Genomic DNA, 21,808 nt, shown 5'->3' on the forward strand with positions numbered 1-21,808 from the left:
CCATGCAGTACCTGCTGATGATCTGCGGCGACGAAACCGCCGCGGAACACCGTGACGACGGCTGCGGCGGCTGGAGCGAGGAGCTGGAACGCCGGGGCAAGATCCGCGGCGGCGGCGGTCTCCACCCGCCGACCGAGGCGACGACGATCCGCGTCCGCGACGGCGAAGTCCTGCTCACCGACGGCCCGTTCACCGAGGCCAAGGAACAGATCGGCGGCTTCGTCATCCTCGACTGCGCCGACCTCGACGAAGCCCTCGAACTCGCGGCCCGCCACCCCGCCGCGACCTACGGCAGCATCGAGGTCCGCCCGATGCTCGGACCGGAGGACTTCGCGTGATGCCCGCCATCGTCGACCGCCCCGCCCAGCGGTACGTCGCGGAGCGCGCCACCCTCGGCATCCCGGACTTCCCGCGGATCGCCGACCGGCTGCCGGCCCTCATCGGTACCCTCACCGCGCACGGCGTCGCCCTGGCGGGAGCGCCGTTCTTCCGCTACCGCGTGCTCCACCCCGGCATGCGGTTCACCGTCGAAGCCGGCGTCCCCATCGCCGGCGACTTCACCCCCGGGGAGCCGGCCTTCCTCGACGAGCTCCCGGCGGGGAAGTACGTCCTCGACACCTACGTCGGCGCGCCCGACGGCCTCGCCGCCGCGACCGAGGCCGTCCTCGCCTGGGGCGCCGGCGAAGGCATCACGTGGGACCGCACCGACGGCCCGGACGGCGAGGAATGGGGCGGCCGCCTGGAAGTGCTGCGCACCAACCCCGTCGAGGTACCGGACCCGGCGCGGTGGGTCACCGACCTGCTGTTCCGCATCGCCGGCTGACCGTCAGCCGCGCCTGGTCAGCACCGCGGCCACCAGGCAGCCGAAGCCCGCGGTGCTGACCAGCGCGCGCAGGACGTTCCAGCGCACCCACACCGTTTCGAACCGGGCACGCACGGCCGCGTAGTCGTCGCCGCCCTTGTCCAGCGCGTTGTTCAGCGGGATGTTCACCGCCCCGGTGATCACGATCATCGCCACCAGGAACACGAACCCCGCGATCACCCACGGCCGCGGCCCCGGGTTCAGGAACACCGCCACGCCCGCCAGCAGCGGCGCGCCCAGGAACGTCGCCATGAACACCGGGTTGATGATCGCGACGTTGATCCCGCGCATCCCCTCGACGAACGTCCTGTCGTCGGCGCGGGCCAGCCCCGGCAGCACCGAGCAGGCGTAGGCGTAGAACAACCCGGCGATCAACCCCGCGGTGACCAGCGCGGCCACCAGAACCACCGTCGACATCGGTTTCCCCTTCCCCTTCACCGTGCCCAGATCCCGCGGTCGAACCGCGGGACCCCGCGCCGCGACACTCCCACGCCGCGTTTCCGCAGCCGCTCCGCCATGCGCCGCCCGGTCTTGCCCACCACCGATGTCGTTGTCATGCCCCCGAGTCAAGCGCGTCCCGATGAGACTCTCCATAGTTCAGAACCGCGATCGCATGTTTCAGCGTCTACACTCGGCCGCATGGACCCGCTCGCCGCCCTGCTCGACGGACCCCGCGCCCACGGCGCGTTCCTGCTCCGGTCGGTGCTGACGCCGCCGTGGTCACTGCGCATCGAGGACCGGGCACCGCTCACGGTCGTCTCCGTGGTGCGCGGCGAAGCGTGGATCGTGCCCGATGCCGGCGAAGCGGTCCTGATGCACGAAGGAGACGTGGCGATCGCGCGCGGCCCGGATCCGTACCTGGTCGCCGACCACCCTTCGACCCCGCCGCAGGCGCTCATCCTGCCCGGCCAGGAGTGCCGCACCCCCGACGGCGGGCACCTCACCGCCTACGCCCACGTCGGCGTCCGCACCTGGGGCCACGGCACCGACGGCCCGGTCGTGCTGCTCACCGGCACCTACGGCATGGAAGGCGAGCTGAGCAAGCGGCTCCTCGCGGCGCTGCCGGTGTTGATCGTCCTGCGCGCGGCCGACTGGCCGACCCCGCTCGCCGGGCTGCTCGCCACGGAGATCGGCAAGGACGTGCCCGGCCAGGAAGCCGTCCTCGACCGGCTGCTGGACCTGCTGCTGATCGCGGCCCTGCGGACCTGGTTCGACCGGCCGGACAGCAGCGCCCCCGCCTGGTACCGCGCCCACGACGACCCGGTCGTCGGCCACGCGCTGCGGCTGCTGCAGCACCAGCCGGCCGAGCCGTGGACGGTCGCCAAGCTCGCGGCCGACACCGGCGTCTCCCGCGCGGCACTGGCCCGCCGGTTCGCGGCCGCGGTCGGCGAACCCCCGATGGCCTACCTGACGGGGTGGCGCCTCGCGCTCGCCGCGGACCTGCTGCGCCAGCACCCCGACGCCACGATCGGCTCGATCGCCCACCAGGTCGGTTACGGCAGCGCCTTCGCCCTCAGTACGGCCTTCAAGCGCGAGTTCGGCGTCAGTCCCCACTACTACCGCACGGCCTGACTCTCCCCACGTACGTAATGACCATGGTAAAGTTTATCTGGTCAGATAAACTCTGGAGGGGCCATGGGGCGGACGTTCACCAACGAAGCACGGCGGGCGCAGATCATGCGGGCGGCGATCGACACGATCGCGGAGCTGGGGTACGCGAAGGCGTCCTTCGCGCGGATCACCGAGAAAGCCGGGCTGAGCGGTCCGCGGATGATCTCCTACCACTTCGCCGACAAGGACGAACTGATCCACGAGATCCTGATGCACGTCTTCACCGCCGGGGCGGCGTTCATCAACGAACGGGTCGAGGCGGCGGACACCGCCACCGCCAAGCTGCGGGCCTACCTCGAAGCGAACCTGCAGTTCCTGCGCGAACACCCCAACGACATGGCGGCGCTGACCGAGATCGGCCCCCACCTGCGCACCGCGGCCGGCCGGCCGTACACGTCGGTCAGTGCCCAGGAAGTCAGCGTGCAGAGCCTGGAAAAGCTGCTCGGCCACGGGCAGGCGAGCGGGGAGTTCCGCGACTTCGACATCCGGTCGATGGCGGTGCTGATCCGCGGCGCCGTCGACGGAGCCGCGCGGAGACTGCGTGACGAAGCCGATTTCGATTTCGACGCCTACGTCCGCGAAGCCGTCACGACGTTCACGCGGGCGGTGGCCCCGTGAAGCGGTTCAACGGCGTCCTGGTCGACGTGCTGGCGCCGCTGGCGCTGTTCTACGGGCTGCGCGCCGCGGGCGTGAACCAGCTGCTCGCCCTCCTGGCCGGGGCGGCCATCCCGGTCGTGACCGGACTGCGGGCGCTGGCCGCGCGGCAGCGGATCGGCGGCGTGCGGTGGTTCGTGCTCGGGGCCATGGCGGTGACCGTGGCCAGTTCGTTCATCACCGGCAGCCCCCGGGCGCTGCTGCTGCGCGGGGTGGTGCTGATGGCGGCGCTCGGCGTGTTCTTGCTGGTCAGCGTGTGGGCCCGGCGCCCGTTCCTCTACGAGGCGACGCTGGCCGTGCTCGACCCCGGCAAACAGGGGACCTGGCGCCGCAACTGGGACGACCACCCGCCGTTCCGCCGGCTGCTGCGCCTGTGCAGCGCCCTGTGGGCGGCCGCCTGCCTGCTCGATGCCGGACTGCGGGCGGTGCTCGTCCTGACCCTGCCCGTCGACGCGGTCCCGGCGGCCGAACTGGTGCTGCTCGTGGTGACGCTGGGCGCGCTCGTCGTCGTCCAACGCCTCTTCGGCCGGGCTTTCCTGCGCCGCAACGGATTGCGGATGCGTGGGGTCGAGATCTCCCCGACGGCGGCCGCCCGGTGACCGGCCCGGTGGTGCTGATCACCGGCGGGGCGAGCGGAATCGGCGCGGCGACCGCCCGCCGGTTCCGCCGCCGCGGCGGCTCCGTCGTGATCGCCGACCGCGACACCATCCGGGGTACGGCCGTCGCCGAGGAGGTCGGCGGGCTGTTCGTCGCCACGGACGTCGGGGAGCCCGCCGACAACACCCGAGCCGTGGAGGCCACCTTCGACACCTTCGGGCGGCTGGACGACGTCGTGCTCAACGCCGGTGTCCCCGGCCGCTGCGGCCTGCACGACTTCACCGTCGAGGACTACCGCGACACCATGCGCACCAACCTCGACGGTGTCGTCTACGGGTTGCACGCCTGCCTGCCCCGGATGCGCCGGCAGGGGCACGGATCGATCGTCGTCCTGGCCAGCATCGCCGGGCTCGGCGGCTCGCCCGACCTGTTCTACGCCACCGGCAAGCACGCGCTGGTCGGTCTGGTCCGCTCGGCCGTTCTGTCGCCGGCTGCCCACGGAATCCGGATCAACGCCCTGTGCCCGGGGCTGGTCGACACGCCCGCGCTCGCCGAGCATCGGCGGGCGCTGCGGGCCCACGGCCTGCGCCTGGCCGATCCCGGCGCGATCGCCGCCGCGGTCGAGACCGTACTGACCGATCCCGGCACCGGAGGCGTGTGGACCGTCCAAGACGGACAACCCGCGGCGCCCGTCCCGCCGCCCGAGGTGCGGCTCGCGTCCGGGTGATCGGTCAGGACTCCAGTTCCTTGCCCAGCTTCGCCAGCCAGTCGGCGGTGCCCTGCTCGCGCCAGGCCGGCTCCTCCGCGCCGTCGAGGAAGGTGTCCTGCTCGGTCAGGACCAGGCGGGTGCCTTCGCCGTCGGGGGTGAGCTCGATCGTGGTCGTGGAGACCGTGGCCAGCACGTCACCGCCGGTCAGGGCCGTGGTGTAGACGATCCGTTCGTCCCGGACTATGTCGTGGTAGGTCGAGTCCGCGGCCAAGGCCTTGCCGTCCGGGGTGTGGCCGCGGGTCACTTCACGGCCGCCGACCCGGAAGTCCAGCTCGTGTCCCTCGCCGACGCCGAACCAGCGCGCCTTCGCCGCCGGGTCCGCCCAGGCGGCGAACACCCGCTCCGGCGGCACGGGGTAGCTGCGTTCGAGGCTGAAAGTGCTGTGCAAGACGGTCATGACGTGCTCCCTTCCGAGGTCTCCGGCCCGGCGAGGAAGTCACCGAGCCGGTCGAGCCTGCCCTCCCACGTGGTGCGCTGCCGCCCCAGCCAGTGTTCGCCCGCGCGCAACGCCGCCGGCTCGATCCGGCAGGTCCGGACGCGGCCGGCCTTCTCCGACCGCACGATCCCCGCGGCCTCCAGCACCTGCAGGTGCTGCACGACCGCGGCCAGCGACATGGTCAGCGGCTCGGCCAGCTCGCTGACCGACGCCGGACCGCGCACGAGCCGCTCCACCAGCGCACGCCGCGTCCGGTCGCCCAGCGCGCGGAACACCAGGTCCAGCGACTCCTCATGGTTAAGCATGTACTTAAGTCAGCCACCGGCGGCGTGGAAAGTCAAGTAGTTACTTAAGCATTGCGGTGACGTCGTCGGGCAGCTCGATCCCGGGGATGTCCCGCAGCACGGTGAGCACCCTGCTCACCGTGCGTTCGGCGGCGTCGGCACGGGTGATGCAGGCACGGAGCTCGGCACCGAGGTTCGTGACGGTCTCGTGCATCGACCGGACCGTCTGCTCGTGCCCCGCCTGCAGCTCGGCCAGCCGCTGGTCGAAGGCGCCGCGCAACCGCTCGGTCTCCGCCCGCGCCTGGTTGAGCGCGCTTTCGTGGACCGCCGTCGCCTTGGCGAGTTCTTCGCGGGCTTCGTCGGCTCGGGCCGCGGCGGCTTGGCTGCGCCCGCGTTCCTCGTCGAGACGTTCGGCAGCGGCGTCAGCGCGAGCCTCGCCTGCTTCGGCCCGCGCGGCGGCAGCCTGCCCGCGCCCGCGTTCCTCATCGAGCGCGGCGCGGGCCGCCGCGAGTTCGGCGGTCAGGGTGGCCACCGCGGCGGCTCGCTCGCCGGCCAGCGCCGCCGCTGCTTCGGCTCGCTCGCCGACCCGGGCCAGCTCGTCGCGGACCGCGGCCAGCTGGCCTTCCGCGCGTTGCTGCTCCTGCGCGGCGGCTCGCCGGGCGGCACGCTCGGCGTCTCGTTCCCGGATCGCCGCGGCCTTCTCCTTCTCGGCGGCCGCTGCGGCTTCGGCCGCCTCGTCGGCGATCTCCCGGGCCCGGGCCGCGTCGGCCTCGGCCAGGCCACGCTGCCGGCGGTGGTCGTCGGCCTCGGCCAAAGCCGCGTCCCGCTCCCCGAGCGCTGCGGCGGTCGTCGCCTCGAGCTGGTGGCGCAGCGTCGTGAGCGTCTCCACGAGTCCCCGGGCCGGTTCGAGTACCCGGTCCACCTGGCCGGCGAGAGCCGTCACGGCCGTGTCGTCGAGCTCGGTGTCGCTCTCCCGCAGCGATTCGGCGTCCGACAGGACGGCTTCGGCGTCCCGGCAGCTGAGGTTCCGCCGGCCCCAGGTCTTCCCGTCCTGGCAGAACCGCGCCCGGCTCCCCCGGCCGACCGCGGGCGGCAGCGGCGCTCCGCACCTCCGGTACTCGCAAACCCGGATCTGACCAGCGTCTTCCGTCATGATCAGGACTCTATCAAAGCTTCTGATCAGAACCAGATCGATCTGTTCAAAATCAGAAGATTCTGTGGAGTTGTTCTGGGTTCGGATAAGGTCACATATCCGAACTCAGAACCCCTGGAGTCCGGATCGCCCCCTCGAAAACTGGGCACCCCCTCGCGGTCGCGAAATCCCGTGGACGCCGCCGGGAGGATCGAGGCATGAAGATCCCCGCGTCCGACCACGAGACGACCGTGACCGTCCGCGGCACCCGCGGACCCGCCGTGGTGCTCGTCCACTCCCTCGGCCTGGACCGGCGGATGTGGGACCCGGTGCTCGACCGCCTCGCCGAAGGCCGCCGGGTGTTCGCCTACGACGTCCGCGGGCACGGCTCCGCCGCCGGGGCGCCGCAGCCGTTCACCATGGCGGCCACCGCCGCCGACCTGCTGGCCGTGCTCGACGCGCTCGAACTGGACACCGCCCACGTCGCCGGGCTGTCGCTGGGCGGGGCGATCGCGCAGACCGCCGCCGTCGCCGCGCCCGGGCGCTTCGCTTCCCTCATCCTCATGGCCGCGCCGGACCGGCCGGTTCCCGACGCGTTCGAGGAACGCGCGCGGATCGCCGAGACCGGCGGCATGGCACCGCTGGTCGGCCCGACGCTGGAACGCTGGTTCACCCCGGAAGCCCTGGCCGCCGGCACCGACGGCGTTCGCTACGCCCTCGACTGCCTGACCTCGTTCGATCCGGCGACGTGGGCGTCGGTGTGGCGCGGCTACGCCGGCCTGGACGTCTACGAACGGCTTCGCGAGTTCCCCGCACCCGCGCTGGCGCTCGCCGGCGACGCGGATGCGTCGATCCCGGTCGAGGGCATGGCCGCCATCGCCGGCCGCATCGGCGGCGGCGCGAAGTTCGCCGTCGTGCCCGGCGCCCCGCACATCCAGACGCTGGAACAACCCGGCGCGGTGGCCGACGCCCTGGCCGGGTTCCTGCCCGCGGAGATCGACATCCCGTAACCTTCGGCGCGTGCCCGAGCTCGAACCGGTGACCGACGCCGTCCTCGCGGCGGCGAGCCCGCAGGACCGGCTCGCCCTGCTCGACGAGGCCGCCGCCCGGCACGTCGACGGGCAGCGGCCGCCGAACACGCTCAAGGCCTACGCCCAGGACTGGCAGGTCTGGCAGGACTACACCGCCGAAACCGGGATCCCGCCGCTGTCGGCGTCGATCGGCGCGCTGACCGGGTTCGTCGTGTGGCTCGAGCGGGGGCGCACCCTGCGTCCGGACGAACGCGCCGTGCCGGAGGTACCCGAACGAGCTGCCCCGGCCGCGCCGTCGACGATCGAACGGCGGCTCACCGGCGCGCTCGCCGGGTTGCGGCACCACAAGGTCGTCGTCGATCCCGAAGCGAGCCGCGCCGCCTGGCGGGCGCTGAAGGGATACCGGCAGCGGCTGGCCCGGGAGGGGATCCAGCGCGGCCGCGGCAAGGCCACCATGGTCACCCTCGCCGACCTGCGGGCGATGTCGCGCGCCTGCCCGGACACCCTCGCCGGCGCCCGCGACCGGGCGATGCTGCTCATCGGGTTCCCGATCGCCGCGCGCTGCTCGGATCTGGCGAACCTGCTGGTCACCGACGTCGAACCGGTCGACGACCGGGGCCTCGCGGTGACCGTGCGGCACGGCAAGAGCACCGGTGACATGGTCGTCCCCCGGCGCGACAGCCCCGACACCGACCCCGTGCGGGCATGGCACGCGTGGCGCTCCGGCGCCGGGATCACCGAGGGGCCCGCGTTCCGCCGCGTCGACCGGCACGGCAACGTCGGGGTGCCCGCGCTCAGCACGACCGGCGTCAACCAGATCCTCACCCGGGCCGGCGTCCGCGCGGGCCTGCCGTACCCGGTGACCGGGCACTCCCTGCGGTCCGGGTTCGCCACCGAGGCACGCCGGGCCGGCGCCGACGACCTCGCGATCGCCGACCAGGGCCGGTGGGTGCGCGGCAGCCGCGCCCTCTACGAGTACATCCGCCGGGTCGACCAGTGGAACGACAACGCGGCCGGCGTGCTCGACCTCTGAGTCAGCGTGCGCGGGTCGCGCCGACGACCTCGCCGTCGAGGCGGGCAAGCCAGCTCCCGCAGACGCAGCGCACGTAGTCGAGCCGGTGGGAGACAGGCTGCGCCGCGGACGCCGGGAGTTCGGCGAGCGGCCAGCCACAGCGGGGGCAGTGGTTCCGGTCCATGCCCCGATCGTGCTGTAATGCCTCAGTGCACTTCAACCCTTACGGCGGCCCGGCCGCGCTCGTGGCCGCCGACCTGGTGAACGCGGGGTCGGCGAGCGAGCTCCTCGACGGGATGGTCCGCAACGGCATGGCCATCCCCGCCCTCACCGGCGACGAGGCGGCGCGGATCGGCGAATGGGCGCACCGGCTGCGCCCGGTGTTCACCGCCGACGCCGGCGACCGGCCCGAGCTGGTCAACGAGCTGCTCGCGGAAGCGGCGTGCCGCCCGTACATCACCACCCACGACGGCAAGCCGCCCCACCTGCACTACTCGGCCGAAGACGCCGGCCCGGTCGGCCGGGTCCGCGCCTACACCGCGGGCGGCCTCGCCCATCTCGTGTGCGAGGCCCCCGACCGCCTCGGCATCTGCGACCGCGAAGGCTGCGAAACGGCGTACGTCGACACTTCGCGCAACGGCCGCCGCCGGTTCTGCTCGACGCGCTGCGCGACCCGCGTCCACGTCGCCGACCACCGGGCCCGGCAGATCAGCGCTTAGGCGAAGACCTCGGCGAGCCACGTCCGCCAGCCGCGCTCTTCGGCTTCGGCGTCGATCTCGGCGAAGTGGTGGCGTCCGATGCCGATGGGCCAGCCGAAAGCGTTGCGGCCGTAGAACCGGTAGAGCGCGTCCGCGGTCCGGACGCCGAGGAAGTTCGGGGTCGCGTAGTCGACGACACCTTCGGCTCCCCGGACGGTCACCCGGTCTCCGAACTGCGCGTTCACCGGCACGCCGAGCGCTTCCTTCAGCTTCGTGAAGCCGTCGGCCGACGCCGAGGACTCCGGCGCTTCGGTCATCGCGTAGGTGACGGCGCGGCCGGCGAAGTGGATCAGGTACTCGCCGAGGGAGTGGTAGTAGAAGGCGGTGTGCTGGCGGCAGGCGTCGTAGTTGGTGTCCCAGTCCTCGAGGAAGACGCCGCGGTGGGTGAACTTCAGGTGCGTGGTGTCGCCGCGGCGTTCGAAGGTGTAGTCGAGCTGGTTGAACCAGTCGCCCTCTTCACAGCGGGTCGCGAAGTGCGCACCCGGCTCCCAGGCGGTGACCACGCCGCCGTGGAAGGTCAGCCCGGTCTCCTTGCCCCCGACCCGGGGTTCGTACGAGATGGGCCAGGACCAGCCCCCGGCGTCGACGGTGATCGCCCGCCAGCAGGCCTCCGGCGTGGCGGCCAGCGTGCCCTCGAACCCGACCTCGAATTCCTTCGTCATGACTGTCTCCTTGGATGCGATCCGGCTTCTGCCAGGACGTCATCCGGGAGCGGCCGGAATCGACAAACCACGCGGAGGTTTTCCCGCCCGCCACGCGAGCACCGTGGGGAGCGGCTCGCCGGTGGGTGGCGCCGACCTTGTCCCGAAGGCCCCGGTCGGTCCATGACTCCTTCGTCCAGCCGGGTTCGCGGTAGCCGGGACGGAGCACGACGGCCCGCTCGTCGGACCGGTCGGCGAAGCCGCCGCAGAAGCACGGGTGCACGCCGACGTGCACGAACACCCCGCCGGGAGCCAGGACGCGCGCGGCCTCGCGCAGCACCGCCGGGTACGCGGGCCTGTCCGTGTGCACCATGATCGCCACGACGGCGGGCAGCGAACCGGTCGCGAACGGCAGCGCCTCGGCGTCACCTCGCACCACCGGCAGCCGGGCCGCGGCGTGGCGCAGCATTCCGGCGGAGACGTCGACGCCGACCGGGGTCCGGCCGAGCTCCCGGAGCGCGCCGCCGTGGACACCGGTGCCGCGGCCCAGCTCGAGGCCCGGCCCGGAGCCGGGGCCGAGAAGCCCCCGCAGGGCAGGCCCGATGGCCAAGGGGTCGTCGCGCTGCCCGGCGAGGAACGTCGTCTCGTACCGGCCGGCGATCGCGTCGTAGGCCGTCATGACTCCCGTGTACCGGCCGCCGGCCACGGAGAGCCAGGTATTCCGCGGCGGGCGAAGCCGGCTTGTCGAGCGGCCCGCCGCGGGGCATGATGCACAGAGCTGGGGCTCTTTCCTTCACGATCACGACTCGCGCACTCGCCGTTACCGGCCGGTAACGTGGTGTCCGGCGTATCGAAACCCGCATACGGGCCGGCATCGGCGCGCTGCCTATACTGCCCGGCATGACCTACAGCGAACCGGCACCATCAGCGGACAGCCGCGCCCGATCGCTGGCGTCGTCATCCTCCCCGGCCGTTCCTCCGACGGGAATTACCATCTATGGATGCGGTCAGGACGAGGCCGCTTTGTTCCGGGAGCTGGCGCCTCGCTACGACGTGATACCGACCATCACCGAAGCGCCGGTATCCGAAGCCAATGCCGAATTGGCCGCCGGAAACCTGTGCATCAGCATCGGTCACAAAACCCGGGTCACGAACCCCGCTCTTCAGGCGCTCGCCGAAACCGGCGTGAGGTACATCTCCACGCGAAGCATCGGATACAACCACATCGATGTGACGTACGCGGAGAGCATCGGCATCACCGTGGAAAACGTCGCGTACTCACCCGACAGCGTGGCCGACTTCACGCTGATGCAGATGCTGATGCTGATGCGCAACGCGAAAACCATCATCTCCCGCGCGGGTGTCCACGACTACCGGCTGAACGACGTCCGCGGGAAAGAACTGCGCGACCTGACCGTCGGGGTCGTCGGAACGGGCCGCATCGGCGCGGCGGTCATGGACCGGCTGCAGGGTTTCGGCTGCCGGATCCTGGCCTACGACACGCGTCCGGTCGCCGACGCCGAATACGTTTCCCTCGACGAACTGCTGCGGTTGAGCGACATCGTCACCCTGCACACCCCGCTCACTCCCGAGACGCACCACTTGCTGAACGCGGAGCGCATCGAGCAGATGAAGCAGGGCGCGTTCGTGATCAACACCGGCCGCGGGCCCCTCATCGACACCGAGGCCCTCGTCCCGGCCCTGGAAAGCGGCAGGCTGGGCGGCGCGGCACTGGACGTCCTCGAAGGCGAGGAAGGGATCTTCTACGCCGACCACCGGGACAAGCCCATCAAGAACAAATTGCTGCTGCTGTTGCAGGAACTGCCGAACGTGATCGTCAGCCCGCACACCGCCTACTACACCGACCACGCTCTGAGCGACACCGTCGAAAACTCCATCGCGAATTGCATGAAATTCGAAGGCAGGAACCAGCATGGATAGGCTGAAACTCGCAGTGATCTTCGGCGGTACGTCCGAGGAGCACCCCATCTCCGTCAAGTCCGCTCGCGAAGTCGCGAAGAGCCTCGACACCGAGAAGTACGAGCCGTACTGGATCGGGATCACGCAAAGCGGTGCTTGGGTGCTCTGCGACGGCCCCGACGGTGACTGGGAGAACGGCGCCAACAGCCGGCCGGCCGTGCTGTCGCCGGACCGGACCGTGCACGGGCTGCTCGTCCAGGGCGACGGCGGGTACGAGACCATCAGCCTCGACGTGGTGTTTCCGGTCCTGCACGGCAAGCTCGGCGAAGACGGCGCGATCCAGGGCCTGTTCGAGCTCTCCGGCGTCCCCTACGTGGGCTGCGACGTCCAGAGCTCCGCGGTCTGCATGGACAAGGCCCTCGCCTACGTCGTCACCCGCGGTGCGGGCATCGCCACGCCGGACTTCTGGATCGTCAACACCGACGACGACGTCGACACCAGCCAGTTCGAGTACCCCGTCTTCGTGAAGCCGGCCCGTTCGGGTTCGTCCTTCGGTGTCACCAAGGTCTCCAGCGAAGAAGAACTGGCCGCCGCGCTGGAAACCGCGCGCGAGTACGACACGAAGGTGCTCATCGAGGCGGCCGTGATCGGCAGCGAAATCGGCTGCGCCGTCATGGGCAACGACCCCGACCTGGTGACCGGTGAATGCGACCGGGTCGCGCTGTCCCACGGCTTCTTCCGGATCCACCAGGAAGCGACGCCGGAAACCGGTTCCGAGAACTCCTCGTTCATCGTCCCCGCCGACATCCCGGACGACAAGCGCGCGCTCGTGCAGGAGACGGCGAAGAAGATCTACCGCGCCCTCGGCTGCCGCGGCCTGGCGCGAGTGGACCTGTTCCTCAAGGAGGACGGCACGGTCGTCCTCAACGAGGTCAACACCCTGCCCGGCCTGACCTCCTACAGCCGGTACCCGCGCATGATGAACGCCGCCGGCCTGCCGCTCGGCGAGGTGATCGACCGGCTGGTGTCGCTGACCCTGACCGGGAAGCTGCAGTGATCGAAGAAGGCTTCGCCTTCGTGGACGAACTGGTCCCCGGTATTCGCTGGGACGCCAAGTACGCCACGTGGGACAACTTCGTCGGCAAACCGGTGGACGGCTACCTCGTCAACCGCATCGTCGGCACGAAGGCTTTGTGCGGTGCCCTGGAGAAAGCGCGGGACAAGGCCGAATCCCTGGGGTTCGGCCTGCTTCTCTGGGACGGTTACCGGCCCCAGCGCGCGGTGGACCACTTCATGCGCTGGTCGAAGGAACCGGAAGACGGCCGGAAGAAAGCGCGGCACTACCCGAACATCGATCGACCGCAGATGTTCGAAATGGGTTACGTCGCCGCCAAGTCGGGCCACAGCCGGGGCAGCACCGTCGACCTGACGATCTTCCACCTCGACACCGGGGAACTCGCCCTCATGGGCGGCGACCACGATGTGATGGACCCGATCTCGCACCACGGGGCCGAGGGAATCACGGCCGAGGAAACGCGCAACCGTGCCCACCTCTGTTCCATCATGGAGGATTCCGGGTTCAGCCGGTACGACAGCGAGTGGTGGCACTACACGCTGAAAGACGAGCCGCACCCCGACACCTATTTCGATTTCCCGATCGAATAACCGCCGGACCCGCGCTGGGCTCGTCGGTGAACCGCTGAGGTTCGCCGACGAGCCCAGCGGCTCGTTCGGCGGCGCGGTGGTTATGATCGGGCCATGGAAAGCAAGCGCTTAGTCAGCCTGGGTGACTCGTTCACCGAAGGCGTGGGGGACGACGACCCGGCCGCCCCGAACGGCGTGCGTGGCTGGGCCGACCGCGTCGCCGAGCAGCTCGCCGCCCGCGAGCCGGACTTCCGCTACGCCAACCTCGCGATCCGCGGCAAGCTGATGGGCCAGGTGCTGGCCGAGCAGCTCGAGCCGGCCCTGGCGATGGCGCCCGACCTCGTCACGCTCTACGCCGGCGGCAACGACCTGATGCGGCCCAAGGTCGACATCGACGCGCTGATGGCCGACTACGAAGTGGCCGTCGAGAAGATCCGCGCGACCGGTGCCCGCCTGGTGCTCTTCACCGGCGTCGACGGCGTCGAGGACGCGCTGTTCCGCAAGATGCGCGGCCGGGTCGCGATCTACAACGAGTTCGTCCGCGCCATCGCCGTGCGCCACGGCGCGCTGCTGGTGGACATGTGGGCCATGCGGCAGCTGCGTGACCGGCGGTTCTGGGCGCCGGACCGCCTGCACCTCAACGCGCTCGGGCACGCGGAGATCGCCATCGCGGTTCTCACCGCGCTCGGCGTCGACCACCCGCTGACGGCGACCGAGCTGGGCCCGCGTGACGTCTTGAGCCCGGCGCAGCGCCGGGCAGAGAACCTCCGGTGGGCGCAGGAGCACGCACTGCCGTGGGTCCGGCGCCGGCTGCGCGGCGAGTCGTCCGGTGACACGCTGGCCCCGAAGCGGCCGGCGCTCGAGCCGGTGAGCTCAGCGCCCCTCCCCCGCTGACGCGGCCGGGCGGAGCCCGTCGAACAGGATTTCCACGGCCCGGTCGCGCAGGCGCGCGTCCGGGGCGGCGTATTCGGCGGCCCGCGCGACCCCGATGATCACCGGGATCAGCTCGCCGACGACGAGGTCCTTCCGGACCGCGCCCGCCCCCTGCGCGCGCGAGAGCAGCACGCCCAGCGACTCGATGAGCCGGGCACCGGCGTCGGACTTCATCATCGGCACGGTGACGCCGGCCGCGGTGAGCGCCTCGAAGTAGGCGTTCTTCGCGCTCGACATCTCGATCCAGCTGGTGAGGAACGTGAAGAACGCGCCGCCCGGGTCGGCGGAGTCCGCGGCGACGGCGGCCTCGGCCTCGTCGACGAACCGGCGCAGCCGGGCGAACAGCACCGCTTCGAGCAGCGCCTCCTTCGTCGGGAAGTGCCGGAACACCGTGCCGATGCCCACCCCGGCGGCGCGGGCGACCTCCTCGGTGGGTGCCCCGGTGCCCTTGGCGGCGAACACGCTCTCGGCCGCCTCCAGCACACGCGCCCGGTTGCGCCGGGCGTCGGCGCGCAGGGGTTTCGGCTCGGCGGGGTCAGCGGCTCGGGTCACCACCTGATCCTAGTCCGGCAGCGTGTCGAGCAAGCGGGCCAGCGCCCGCGGCACGTGGGAGCGCCAGCCGCCGCCCATGATCCGCCGCGAGACACGCTGGAACTCGTCGTCCGGGTCGAACCCCTCGTGGCTGAGGAAGAGCCGGGTGCCGGTGCCCTCCAGTTCCAGCCGCCAGGTGACCGTCCACTGCGGACCCCAGCGGATGCTGAGCTTGCGCTCGGGCTCGACCTCGAGGACCTCGCACGCGACCGGGCCGCCGGCGAACCCGGCGGCGGGCACCGGCTGGGCCAGCAGCTCGAACCGGTGGCCCACCACGGGCTTGATGTCGTTGGGCATGCCGAGCCACCGTTCGAGCAGGTCCGGTTCGGTCAGCGCACGCCACACCTTGCGGGCCGGGTGGGCGAGGAACTGGTCGACGTGCACGGCGGTCGGATCGTCGCCGGTCACCGGTCGTCCTCCTCGTCGAGCAGGTCACGCAGGGAGGTGAGCTTGGTCCGCCAGAACCGCTCGTACGGCGTGAGCCAGTCCGCGACCTCTTCGAGCGGGGCCGCGTCCAGCCGGTAGACGCGGTTGCGGCCTTCCCGCCGCTCGCTGACCAGGCCCGCCTCCCGGAGCACCCGGAGGTGTTCCGAGAGACTGGGCCGGGCCATCGAAAACCGGTCCGCGATGGCACCGGCGGCCATCGGGCCGTCGAGCAGCAGCCGCAGGACTTCGCGGCGAGCCGGGCTGGCGAGGGCGGCGAAGACGTCGTCGTTGACCGGCATCAGCGCGGGACGTTGCCGAAGTCCGACGGCTCCAGCAAGCCGAGGGTGTGGCCGTCGAGGTCCTTGAACGAGGTGGCGCGGCCCCACGGCCGTTCCTCGGGCTCGGCGACCTCGACGCCGGCCGCCCGCAGGGCGGCGACGTCGGCGTCGAGGTCGGTGGTCTGCAGCTGGAAGTGCTGTGTCCCGCCGCCGATGCCGGTGACCTGCTGATCGGTCAGCACCACGCCGGTCTTCGCGCCCTTGGGGGCCACCATCACGAAGTGGCCGCCTTCGGGTGTGCGGCGGTCGACGAGGGCTTCGAACCCGAGCTTGCCGACGTAGAAGTCCCGCGCGCGGGCGTGGTCGGCGACGGGCAGGGTCAGGAACTGCACGTGGGTGATCGTCATGCCCGCCACCTTACGTAGGAGATTTCCTACATGTCAACGGGGCTGCCGAACCACCGCTCCAGTGCCGCTCGCAGGGCCTTGCGCTCGGTGTCGTCGGGCTCCGCCGAACTGGACGCCCAGGCGACGTAGCAGTCCGGGCGCAGCAGCATCGCCGTCACCTCACCTTCGGCGCGCCCGGCGATGAGATCGACTCGGTCGGTCCACCCGCGCAGGTCGTCACCCAGTGAGCCGGTGAAGTCCAGCAGCAGGGGCCGCGCCGTGCGGGTCAGCTCGGCGAGCCGGGTTCCGTCGTCCAGGGCGAGGTCCGGGGCCCACCGGCCGTCGAGCGGGTGCTCGGTGGCCGGCTCGTACCGGATGTCGGCGCCGGACATCAGGTCGGCGATGTGCCGCACGGTCCCCGGCAGCCGGAGCAGCTCGCCGAACAGCTCGCGCAGCGCGGTGATTTGACTGCCCGGCCCGATGAGCGCGGACTGGGCCTGGGTGTGCATGACGACCCGCTCGGCGGCCGGGCGGCGCTCGGCCTCGTAGGTGTCGAGCAGCCCCGGCGGCGCCCAGCCGTGGATCTCGGCCGCGAGCTTCCAGCCGAGGCCGATCGCGTCCTGCATGCCGAGGTTGAGCCCGGGCCCGCCGATCGCGGAGTGGACGTGGGCGGCGTCGCCGACCAGCAGCACGCGACCTTCCCGGAACCGGTCGGCCAGCCGGGTGTTGCGCCCGTGGAGCCGCCGTCCCAGGTGCGGGCCCTCGCCTTCGGGCGGCCCAAGAGGGACGTCGGCGCCGAGGACGCGGCGGACGCTCTCGCGCAGCTCGGCCACGGTCATGGCCTTGTCGTCGCCGGTGTCGTCCGCGACCCACTCGATGGTCGTCACGGACGTGCCGTCCTGGAGCGGCGCGTAGATGAACAGCCCGGTTTCCGTGCGGTAGTGGGAAACCGCCGGGATGACGCCGTGGCCCGGAACCCGCAGGCCGCCGGTGGCGGGGTCGAGGATTTCCTGCGGGACGGTGACGTGCGCCGACCGGGAGACGCTGCGGTCCTCGGTGACGCCGGGAAAACCGATGCCGGCCAGTTTCCGGGTGGCGCTGCGGCCGCCGTCCGCGCCGACGAGGTAACGGGTTTCGAGGGTGTACGGGCCGTCCGGGCCGGTGATCTGGAGGGTGACGCTGCCGGCGTCCTGGTCGAGGCCGGTGAGCTCGTGGCCGCGGCGGATCTCGACGCCGAGTTCGGTGGCGCGCTCGCTGAGCATCGCCGCGATCCGCCGTTGCGGGACGGGCAGGATGTGGAACGGAATGTCCGGGACCAGGGTGAGGTCGAGTGGCATCGCGCCGAAGACGAACCGGGGCGTGGGCGGGCCGAGCGGTCCGGCGAGCCGGTCGTGCAGGCCGCGGCGGTCGAGCATCCGGACGACCTGGCCGACCATGCCGTTGGCGCGGTGCTCGGTGGTCGGTTCGGGCAGCCGTTCGAGGACCAGCGGCCGGACCCCGGCGAGGCTGAGCTCACAGGCGAGCATGAGGCCGTTCGGGCCGGCTCCGGCGATGACGACGTCGTGCATGACGGAACTCCTTGGTGGGTGGTCGCGAAAAGGGCAGGACGAATCCGCCCGGCGGGTGCCGGGCGCCCTCGGTGATCGATCGAAATCAGTGCGGTGCGGGCAGTCCGGCGGCGAGCCGGCCGAAGACGTCGCGCAGGAGGTCGGCCATCGAGCCCGGCGGTTCGGTGTCGAGCCACTGCCCGATGACCACGTTGAACGCGGCGACCACGGTGGCCGCCATCAGCCGCGGGTAGAGATCCTTGGCGGCATCGGTACCGGTGCGCTCGGCGATCGCGGCCGCGAACTCGGCTTCCGCCGCGGCACCGGCTTTCGCGAACTCGCTCTGCAGTGCGGGTTCGGCGACCATCAGGCGGATCCCGCTGAGCCACTGCTCGTCGGGGAAGAGCTTTTCGGGCGTACCGTCGCCGAGGGCGAACCCGGTCAGGGCCGCCTCGGTGACGGCGGTCCAGATCGGTTCGTCGGCAGGGCGCTGCCGCAGCTGCTCGGCGATCGAGCGGGCCCGCTCGAAGTGCCGGGCCGCGATGGCCTCGCCCTTGGTGGCGAAGTAGTTGCTGAAGGTTCGGGTGGACACCCCGGCCTCGGCGGCGATGTCCTCGATCCGGACGTTGTCCAGCCCGCGTTCCACCACGAGCCGGATGGTGGCCCAGCTCAGCGCGATGCGCGTTTCCCGCTTCTTGCGCTCCCGCAGCCCGCCGCCGTCGATGTCCATGACTCCACCGTACCGAACTTTGCAGACTCTGCAAAGTTGCAGAGTCTGCAAAGTTTGGGTCAGCGGGAGTTCGGCCTGGGGAGGGCGACCCCGGCGGCGCGGAGCTTGGTCTCGACGAGCGTGAGCAGCCGGGAACCCGGCTCTTCGCCGTGGTGGGCGATCAGTTCGTACCGGGTCGCCGCCTCGGTGCCGGCCTGCAGGCCGGTGACGATCTTCAGCCGCCCGGGGTTGGCGAGGTAGTGGTCGACCACGGCGGTGGTGAGCTCGTCGATCCGGGGGTCGTCCGGCGCCCAGCTCGCGGCTTCGGCGCCGCGTTGGATCAAGGCGACGTACTCGGGATCGTCGAGAGCCTGCTCGACGTCGGCCAGGTAGGCGTCGAAGCCCTCGGGAACCAGGGCCTTGGCCAGCACCCAGCCCTCGCGGGTGGCCGCCACCTCCTCGGCCGGGAAGCCGAGGCCGGGCATCCGCTCCAGCAGGGCCACCGCGCGGTCGGGCAGCAGAGCGCGGTCGCCGTCGGCGAGCCGGCGCAGCGTTTCGCGCCGGGCGGTCAGCTCGTCGATCCGTTCGGTGAGCTGCCGCTCGACGCCGGCGATCGCGGTGGGGAACTCCGCGGCGTCGCTTTCGAGCAGGGGGCCGACCTCGGCCAGCGGGACCCCGGCCGCGGCCAGCGTCCGGACCCGCACCAGCCGCAGCAGCTCGGCCGAGCCGTAGCGGCGGTAGCCGGAGCTGTCGCGCTCCGGCTCCTCGACCAGGCCGAGCTTGTGGTAGTGCCGCACCGTCTTCACGGTGACGCCGACGAACGCCGCCGCCTGCCCGATCGTGACCCCTGTCCTCATCGGCCCAGCTTGCCGCAGAACACCGCGTCGACGAGCTTCCGCTGGGCGTCCTGGAACGCCGCCGCGACGGACAGGCCGGCATCGTCCACACAGGTCAGTGCCGCGGTCAGCGTCTTGCCGCCGTCGGGAGTGCTGTACATGAGCGCCGCGAAGCCCGCCATGGCGCCGTTGTGGGTGATCACGGTGCCGCCGTCGGTCTCCTGCACGAACACCCCGAGGCCGTAGCCCGTGTTCGGGATGCCTGTCGGGCGCGGGGTGCGCATCTCGGCCAGCAGCCCGGGCGGCAGGAGCTTGCCGCTGTTCAGCGCGGCGATGAAGGTGTGCAGGTCCCGGGTGGTCGAGATCAGGTCGCCGCCGGTGGAGATCCAGGAGGGGTTCTGGCGGGTGATGTCGATCGTGGCGTCGCCGGCGCGGTAGTAGGCGTGGGCGTGCGGCTCGGGGATCTCCGGGGAGGACTCGGGCACCACCGTCCCCGTCAGCCCGAGCGGTCGGAGGATCCGCCGGCGCATCTCGTCGGCGAACGAGTGGCCGGTGATCTTTTCGATCAGCAGCCGGGCGAGCACGTAGTTGGTGTTCGAATAGCTCCAGCCCGTCCCCGGCTCGAACCGGGCCGGCTTGGCCAGCGCCAGGCGCACGAGCTCCTCGGGCCGGTAGGTGCGGAACCGGTCTTCGGCCCACTCCCGACCGGCTGGGCCGTAGGGCATGGGGATGCCCGGCTCGAGCGTGCCGTCGCCGGAGACCTCGCCGGTGAAGTTGAAGACGCCGCTGGTGTGCTGCAGCAGCATCCGCACCGTGATGCGCTCGTCCAGCCCGGACTCCGGCAGGAAGCCGGCGGCGGGCGTGTCCAGGGCGATCCGGCCCTCGGCCACCAGCTGGAGCACCAGGGCCGCGGTGAAGGTCTTGGTGTTGCTGCCGATCCGGACGTGGCCGTCGATCGGCGGCGCGGCGGTTCCGCCGAGCTCGGCCACCCCGGCACTGCCGGCCCACTCGCCGTGTTCGTCGTGGACACGCACGGTGATCCCGGTGAACCCGGATTCGACGATCTCCGCGAGGAGCTCGCGCAGCGCGGACCGGTCCTGCGCGGCGGTGGTCTGGTCGGAAAGGGTGCTGGGCATGGGGTTGGCTCCTCGGGTCCGTGGTCTTCGCGGTCTGGAGCGAGCGTTCACCCTGACCCGAGGTCAACCTCAACCGTGACCTGGCTCACGGCGGCGTCCGACCGGACGATCTTCCGGTCATCGATCGCCGAAACCGTCGGCGGGCGTCACACTGTTGTGTGACGTCAGTCACCGGAGGTGTTGCAGGATGGTTTTGGGAGACGGCGGTGTCACTCACAAGGTGGCATCGGACAGCAAGTCAGGACGAGTCCAGGTACGGCGTGCGGCGCTGGCGAGCGCGATCGGCACGACCATCGAGTGGTATGACTTCTTCCTCTACAACACCGCGGCGGCCTTGGTCTTCCCGCACCTGTTCTTCCCCGCGTCCAGCGCCTACGCCGGCGCCATGCAGTCGTTCGCGACCTACGCCGTCGGGTTCGCCGCGCGCCCGGTCGGCGCCGCCATCTTCGGGCACTGGGGTGACCGGATCGGCCGGAAGGCGACGCTGATCGTCACCCTCCTGCTGATGGGCGTCTCCTCCGGCATCGTCGGGATCCTGCCCGGGACGTCGGCGATCGGCGTCGCCGCGCCGCTCATCCTGGTCCTGCTGCGGCTGGTGCAGGGCATCGCGATCGGCGGCGAGTGGAGCGGCTCGGTGCTGCTCGCGATGGAGTGGGGCAACCAGCGCAAACGCGGCCTGCTGGGCAGTTTCGCGCAGATCGGCGTCCCGGTCGGGCTGGTGCTCGGCACCGGCGGCATGACGCTGCTGTCGGCGACCCTCTCCCCCGACGCGTTCAACTCCTGGGGCTGGCGGATCCCGTTCCTGGCCAGCCTGGTTCTCGTCGCGGTCGGCCTGGTGATCCGGCTGAAGATCCTCGAGACGCCGATGTTCGCGAAGCTCGTCGAGAACCGGCAGACCGCGCGTACGCCGGTGCTCGACGCGATCCGGCACCACTGGCGGGAGATCCTGCTCTCGGCCGGCGTCCGGTTCAGCGAGCAGATGCCGTTCTACCTGTTCACCAGCTACGTGCTGATCTACGTCGTCGCGCGACACGACTTCAGCAAGACGTTCGTGCTCAACGCGGTCCTCGTCGGGGCTGCGTGCGAGCTGGCGATGATCCCGCTGTTCTCGGCGCTTTCGGACCGCTTCGGCCGCAAGCGCGTGTACCTGTGCGGGGCGGTGCTGACCGGTGTGATCGCGTTCCCGTACTTCACGGTGCTGAGCCACGGCGGGCACGTGCTGGTGTTCGTCGCCGTCGTGGTGTCGTTCATCCCGCACGCGCTGCAGTACGGCCCGCAGGCCGCGCTCATCGGCGAAAGCTTCCCGACGCACCTGCGGTACGGCGGCGCCGGGCTCGGCTACCAGCTGGCGTCGGTGTTCGCCGGCGGGCCGGCGCCGCTGCTGGCGACGTGGCTGTTGCACACGACCGGGACGCCGTACTCGATCTCGGGCTACATCGTCGTCGCGGCGGTGGTCACCGTCCTGTGCGTCGTCGCCTTGAAGGACCGTTCGAAGGCCGACATCGACGACGCCGCGGTCTACCACCGCGCGGCACGCACCGGGTGAAAGCCGTGAAGGCCTCCTTCCCGGCCTTTAAGGCCGGGAAGGAGGCCTTCACGGACAAACGAGGGTCAG

The 21,808-nt window shown here is 71.4% G+C and carries 29 protein-coding genes and 1 pseudogene; 14 read left to right on the forward strand and 16 right to left on the reverse strand.

What is annotated here, in order from left to right; all coding sequences use genetic code 11:
• Nucleotides 1-2: 2 nt before the first annotated feature.
• Both AB0G28_RS20215 and AB0G28_RS20220 read left to right on the forward strand, forming a co-directional pair.
• Entirely contained in the window at nt 3-338 is a 336-nt protein-coding gene (locus AB0G28_RS20215; RefSeq protein WP_361090690.1) for a YciI family protein, read from the forward strand.
• The gene (locus AB0G28_RS20220) at nt 338-823 is read left to right on the forward strand and encodes a GyrI-like domain-containing protein (protein ID WP_361090693.1); all 486 of its coding nucleotides are present in this window, start codon (nt 338-340) and stop codon (nt 821-823) included. Before AB0G28_RS20215 ends, AB0G28_RS20220 begins: the two co-directional genes overlap by 1 nt.
• 3 nt (nt 824-826) lie before the next feature.
• Here AB0G28_RS20220 and AB0G28_RS20225 read toward each other — a convergent pair whose 3' ends face one another.
• A complete protein-coding gene (locus AB0G28_RS20225; protein ID WP_361090695.1) occupies nt 827-1,279 on the reverse strand; it encodes an anthrone oxygenase family protein in 453 nt (150 codons plus the stop codon).
• 17 nt (nt 1,280-1,296) lie between these two features.
• Nucleotides 1,297-1,419: a hypothetical protein gene (locus tag AB0G28_RS20230; RefSeq protein ID WP_361090698.1), complete on the reverse strand. Its 123-nt coding sequence runs from the start codon at nt 1,417-1,419 to the stop codon at nt 1,297-1,299.
• Nucleotides 1,420-1,501: 82 nt separating this feature from the next.
• Between AB0G28_RS20230 and AB0G28_RS20235 the strand changes: the two genes are divergently transcribed.
• The 4 genes from AB0G28_RS20235 (at nt 1,502) to AB0G28_RS20250 (ending at nt 4,451) form a co-directional block, all read left to right on the forward strand.
• Complete coding sequence (locus AB0G28_RS20235; protein WP_361090701.1) at nt 1,502-2,434, forward strand: AraC family transcriptional regulator; 933 nt, start codon at nt 1,502-1,504, stop codon at nt 2,432-2,434.
• Nucleotides 2,435-2,497: 63 nt separating this feature from the next.
• Nucleotides 2,498-3,091 carry a TetR/AcrR family transcriptional regulator gene (locus AB0G28_RS20240; RefSeq protein WP_361090704.1) on the forward strand — a complete coding sequence of 198 codons (594 nt, stop codon included), beginning with the start codon at nt 2,498-2,500 and terminating at the stop codon, nt 3,089-3,091.
• Nucleotides 3,088-3,726 carry a VC0807 family protein gene (locus tag AB0G28_RS20245; protein ID WP_361090707.1) on the forward strand — a complete coding sequence of 213 codons (639 nt, stop codon included), beginning with the start codon at nt 3,088-3,090 and terminating at the stop codon, nt 3,724-3,726. Before AB0G28_RS20240 ends, AB0G28_RS20245 begins: the two co-directional genes overlap by 4 nt.
• The gene (locus tag AB0G28_RS20250) at nt 3,723-4,451 is read left to right on the forward strand and encodes an SDR family oxidoreductase (RefSeq protein WP_361090710.1); all 729 of its coding nucleotides are present in this window, start codon (nt 3,723-3,725) and stop codon (nt 4,449-4,451) included. Before AB0G28_RS20245 ends, AB0G28_RS20250 begins: the two co-directional genes overlap by 4 nt.
• 4 nt (nt 4,452-4,455) lie before the next feature.
• Here the strand turns inward: AB0G28_RS20250 and AB0G28_RS20255 are convergent, their stop codons facing one another.
• From AB0G28_RS20255 to AB0G28_RS20265, 3 genes are read right to left on the reverse strand one after another with little or no spacing between them, the layout of a single operon-like run.
• Nucleotides 4,456-4,890, reverse strand: a complete 435-nt coding sequence (locus AB0G28_RS20255) for an SRPBCC domain-containing protein (protein WP_361090713.1) — start codon at nt 4,888-4,890, stop codon at nt 4,456-4,458.
• Nucleotides 4,887-5,234: a metalloregulator ArsR/SmtB family transcription factor gene (locus AB0G28_RS20260; protein ID WP_361090716.1), complete on the reverse strand. Its 348-nt coding sequence runs from the start codon at nt 5,232-5,234 to the stop codon at nt 4,887-4,889. Before AB0G28_RS20260 ends, AB0G28_RS20255 begins: the two co-directional genes overlap by 4 nt.
• 40 nt (nt 5,235-5,274) lie before the next feature.
• Nucleotides 5,275-6,366: a hypothetical protein gene (locus tag AB0G28_RS20265; RefSeq protein ID WP_361090719.1), complete on the reverse strand. Its 1,092-nt coding sequence runs from the start codon at nt 6,364-6,366 to the stop codon at nt 5,275-5,277.
• Between the two features lie 197 nt (nt 6,367-6,563).
• Here AB0G28_RS20265 and AB0G28_RS20270 point away from each other — a divergent pair, with 197 nt between their 5' ends.
• Together AB0G28_RS20270 and AB0G28_RS20275 are read left to right on the forward strand one after the other, a co-directional pair.
• Nucleotides 6,564-7,355, forward strand: a complete 792-nt coding sequence (locus AB0G28_RS20270; protein ID WP_361090721.1) for an alpha/beta fold hydrolase — start codon at nt 6,564-6,566, stop codon at nt 7,353-7,355.
• Between the two features lie 10 nt (nt 7,356-7,365).
• On the forward strand, nt 7,366-8,409 hold the full coding sequence (locus tag AB0G28_RS20275) for a tyrosine-type recombinase/integrase (protein WP_361090724.1): 1,044 nt from the start codon (nt 7,366-7,368) through the stop codon (nt 8,407-8,409).
• A gap of 1 nt (nt 8,410) precedes the next feature.
• Here AB0G28_RS20275 and AB0G28_RS20280 read toward each other — a convergent pair whose 3' ends face one another.
• Nucleotides 8,411-8,572 carry a hypothetical protein gene (locus tag AB0G28_RS20280; RefSeq protein WP_361090727.1) on the reverse strand — a complete coding sequence of 54 codons (162 nt, stop codon included), beginning with the start codon at nt 8,570-8,572 and terminating at the stop codon, nt 8,411-8,413.
• 25 nt (nt 8,573-8,597) lie between these two features.
• Between AB0G28_RS20280 and AB0G28_RS20285 the strand changes: the two genes are divergently transcribed.
• Complete coding sequence (locus AB0G28_RS20285) at nt 8,598-9,107, forward strand: CGNR zinc finger domain-containing protein (protein WP_361090729.1); 510 nt, start codon at nt 8,598-8,600, stop codon at nt 9,105-9,107.
• Here the strand turns inward: AB0G28_RS20285 and AB0G28_RS20290 are convergent.
• Both AB0G28_RS20290 and AB0G28_RS20295 read right to left on the reverse strand, forming a co-directional pair.
• Nucleotides 9,104-9,808: an SRPBCC domain-containing protein gene (locus AB0G28_RS20290; RefSeq protein ID WP_361090732.1), complete on the reverse strand. Its 705-nt coding sequence runs from the start codon at nt 9,806-9,808 to the stop codon at nt 9,104-9,106. The genes AB0G28_RS20285 and AB0G28_RS20290 overlap by 4 nt on opposite strands.
• Nucleotides 9,809-10,139: 331 nt before the next feature.
• A pseudogene (locus tag AB0G28_RS20295) lies at nt 10,140-10,466 on the reverse strand (methyltransferase domain-containing protein); the annotation flags it as partial.
• Between the two features lie 221 nt (nt 10,467-10,687).
• Here AB0G28_RS20295 and vanH point away from each other — a divergent pair.
• The 4 genes from vanH to AB0G28_RS20315 all read left to right on the forward strand — a co-directional run bounded on the left by vanH (nt 10,688) and on the right by AB0G28_RS20315 (nt 14,245).
• A complete protein-coding gene (gene vanH, locus AB0G28_RS20300) occupies nt 10,688-11,728 on the forward strand; it encodes a D-lactate dehydrogenase VanH (RefSeq protein WP_361090735.1) in 1,041 nt (346 codons plus the stop codon).
• Nucleotides 11,721-12,764: a D-alanine--(R)-lactate ligase gene (vanA, locus tag AB0G28_RS20305; RefSeq protein WP_361090738.1), complete on the forward strand. Its 1,044-nt coding sequence runs from the start codon at nt 11,721-11,723 to the stop codon at nt 12,762-12,764. The genes vanH and vanA overlap by 8 nt, the downstream gene beginning before the upstream one ends.
• Nucleotides 12,764-13,372 (forward strand): D-Ala-D-Ala dipeptidase VanX, encoded by a 609-nt coding sequence (vanX, locus tag AB0G28_RS20310; RefSeq protein ID WP_361090770.1) that lies wholly within the window; start codon nt 12,764-12,766, stop codon nt 13,370-13,372. Before vanA ends, vanX begins: the two co-directional genes overlap by 1 nt.
• Nucleotides 13,373-13,465: 93 nt before the next feature.
• Nucleotides 13,466-14,245 carry an SGNH/GDSL hydrolase family protein gene (locus tag AB0G28_RS20315; protein ID WP_361090741.1) on the forward strand — a complete coding sequence of 260 codons (780 nt, stop codon included), beginning with the start codon at nt 13,466-13,468 and terminating at the stop codon, nt 14,243-14,245.
• On the opposite strand, the gene AB0G28_RS20320 is transcribed toward AB0G28_RS20315, so the two are convergent.
• The 8 genes from AB0G28_RS20320 to AB0G28_RS20355 form a co-directional block, all read right to left on the reverse strand.
• Nucleotides 14,225-14,836: a helix-turn-helix domain-containing protein gene (locus AB0G28_RS20320; RefSeq protein ID WP_361090743.1), complete on the reverse strand. Its 612-nt coding sequence runs from the start codon at nt 14,834-14,836 to the stop codon at nt 14,225-14,227. The genes AB0G28_RS20315 and AB0G28_RS20320 overlap by 21 nt on opposite strands.
• Before the next feature lie 9 nt (nt 14,837-14,845).
• Nucleotides 14,846-15,283, reverse strand: a complete 438-nt coding sequence (locus tag AB0G28_RS20325; protein ID WP_361090746.1) for an SRPBCC domain-containing protein — start codon at nt 15,281-15,283, stop codon at nt 14,846-14,848.
• Nucleotides 15,280-15,600 carry a metalloregulator ArsR/SmtB family transcription factor gene (locus AB0G28_RS20330; RefSeq protein ID WP_361090749.1) on the reverse strand — a complete coding sequence of 107 codons (321 nt, stop codon included), beginning with the start codon at nt 15,598-15,600 and terminating at the stop codon, nt 15,280-15,282. Before AB0G28_RS20330 ends, AB0G28_RS20325 begins: the two co-directional genes overlap by 4 nt.
• Complete coding sequence (locus AB0G28_RS20335; RefSeq protein ID WP_361090752.1) at nt 15,600-15,986, reverse strand: VOC family protein; 387 nt, start codon at nt 15,984-15,986, stop codon at nt 15,600-15,602. The genes AB0G28_RS20330 and AB0G28_RS20335 overlap by 1 nt, the downstream gene beginning before the upstream one ends.
• Nucleotides 15,987-16,012: 26 nt before the next feature.
• Complete coding sequence (locus AB0G28_RS20340) at nt 16,013-17,533, reverse strand: FAD-dependent monooxygenase (protein ID WP_361090755.1); 1,521 nt, start codon at nt 17,531-17,533, stop codon at nt 16,013-16,015.
• A gap of 85 nt (nt 17,534-17,618) precedes the next feature.
• Nucleotides 17,619-18,242, reverse strand: a complete 624-nt coding sequence (locus tag AB0G28_RS20345) for a TetR family transcriptional regulator (RefSeq protein WP_361090758.1) — start codon at nt 18,240-18,242, stop codon at nt 17,619-17,621.
• 59 nt (nt 18,243-18,301) lie between these two features.
• The gene (locus tag AB0G28_RS20350) at nt 18,302-19,078 is read right to left on the reverse strand and encodes a MerR family transcriptional regulator (RefSeq protein WP_361090761.1); all 777 of its coding nucleotides are present in this window, start codon (nt 19,076-19,078) and stop codon (nt 18,302-18,304) included.
• Nucleotides 19,075-20,193 carry a serine hydrolase domain-containing protein gene (locus AB0G28_RS20355; RefSeq protein ID WP_361090764.1) on the reverse strand — a complete coding sequence of 373 codons (1,119 nt, stop codon included), beginning with the start codon at nt 20,191-20,193 and terminating at the stop codon, nt 19,075-19,077. The genes AB0G28_RS20350 and AB0G28_RS20355 overlap by 4 nt, the downstream gene beginning before the upstream one ends.
• Nucleotides 20,194-20,380: 187 nt before the next feature.
• Between AB0G28_RS20355 and AB0G28_RS20360 the strand changes: the two genes are divergently transcribed.
• Nucleotides 20,381-21,739, forward strand: a complete 1,359-nt coding sequence (locus AB0G28_RS20360; protein ID WP_361090767.1) for an MFS transporter — start codon at nt 20,381-20,383, stop codon at nt 21,737-21,739.
• Nucleotides 21,740-21,808: the final 69 nt, after the last annotated feature.

Origin of the sequence: Amycolatopsis sp. NPDC021455, assembly GCF_040640995.1 — a bacterium.
In the GTDB taxonomy this organism is placed as follows: Bacteria; Actinomycetota; Actinomycetes; order Mycobacteriales; family Pseudonocardiaceae; genus Amycolatopsis.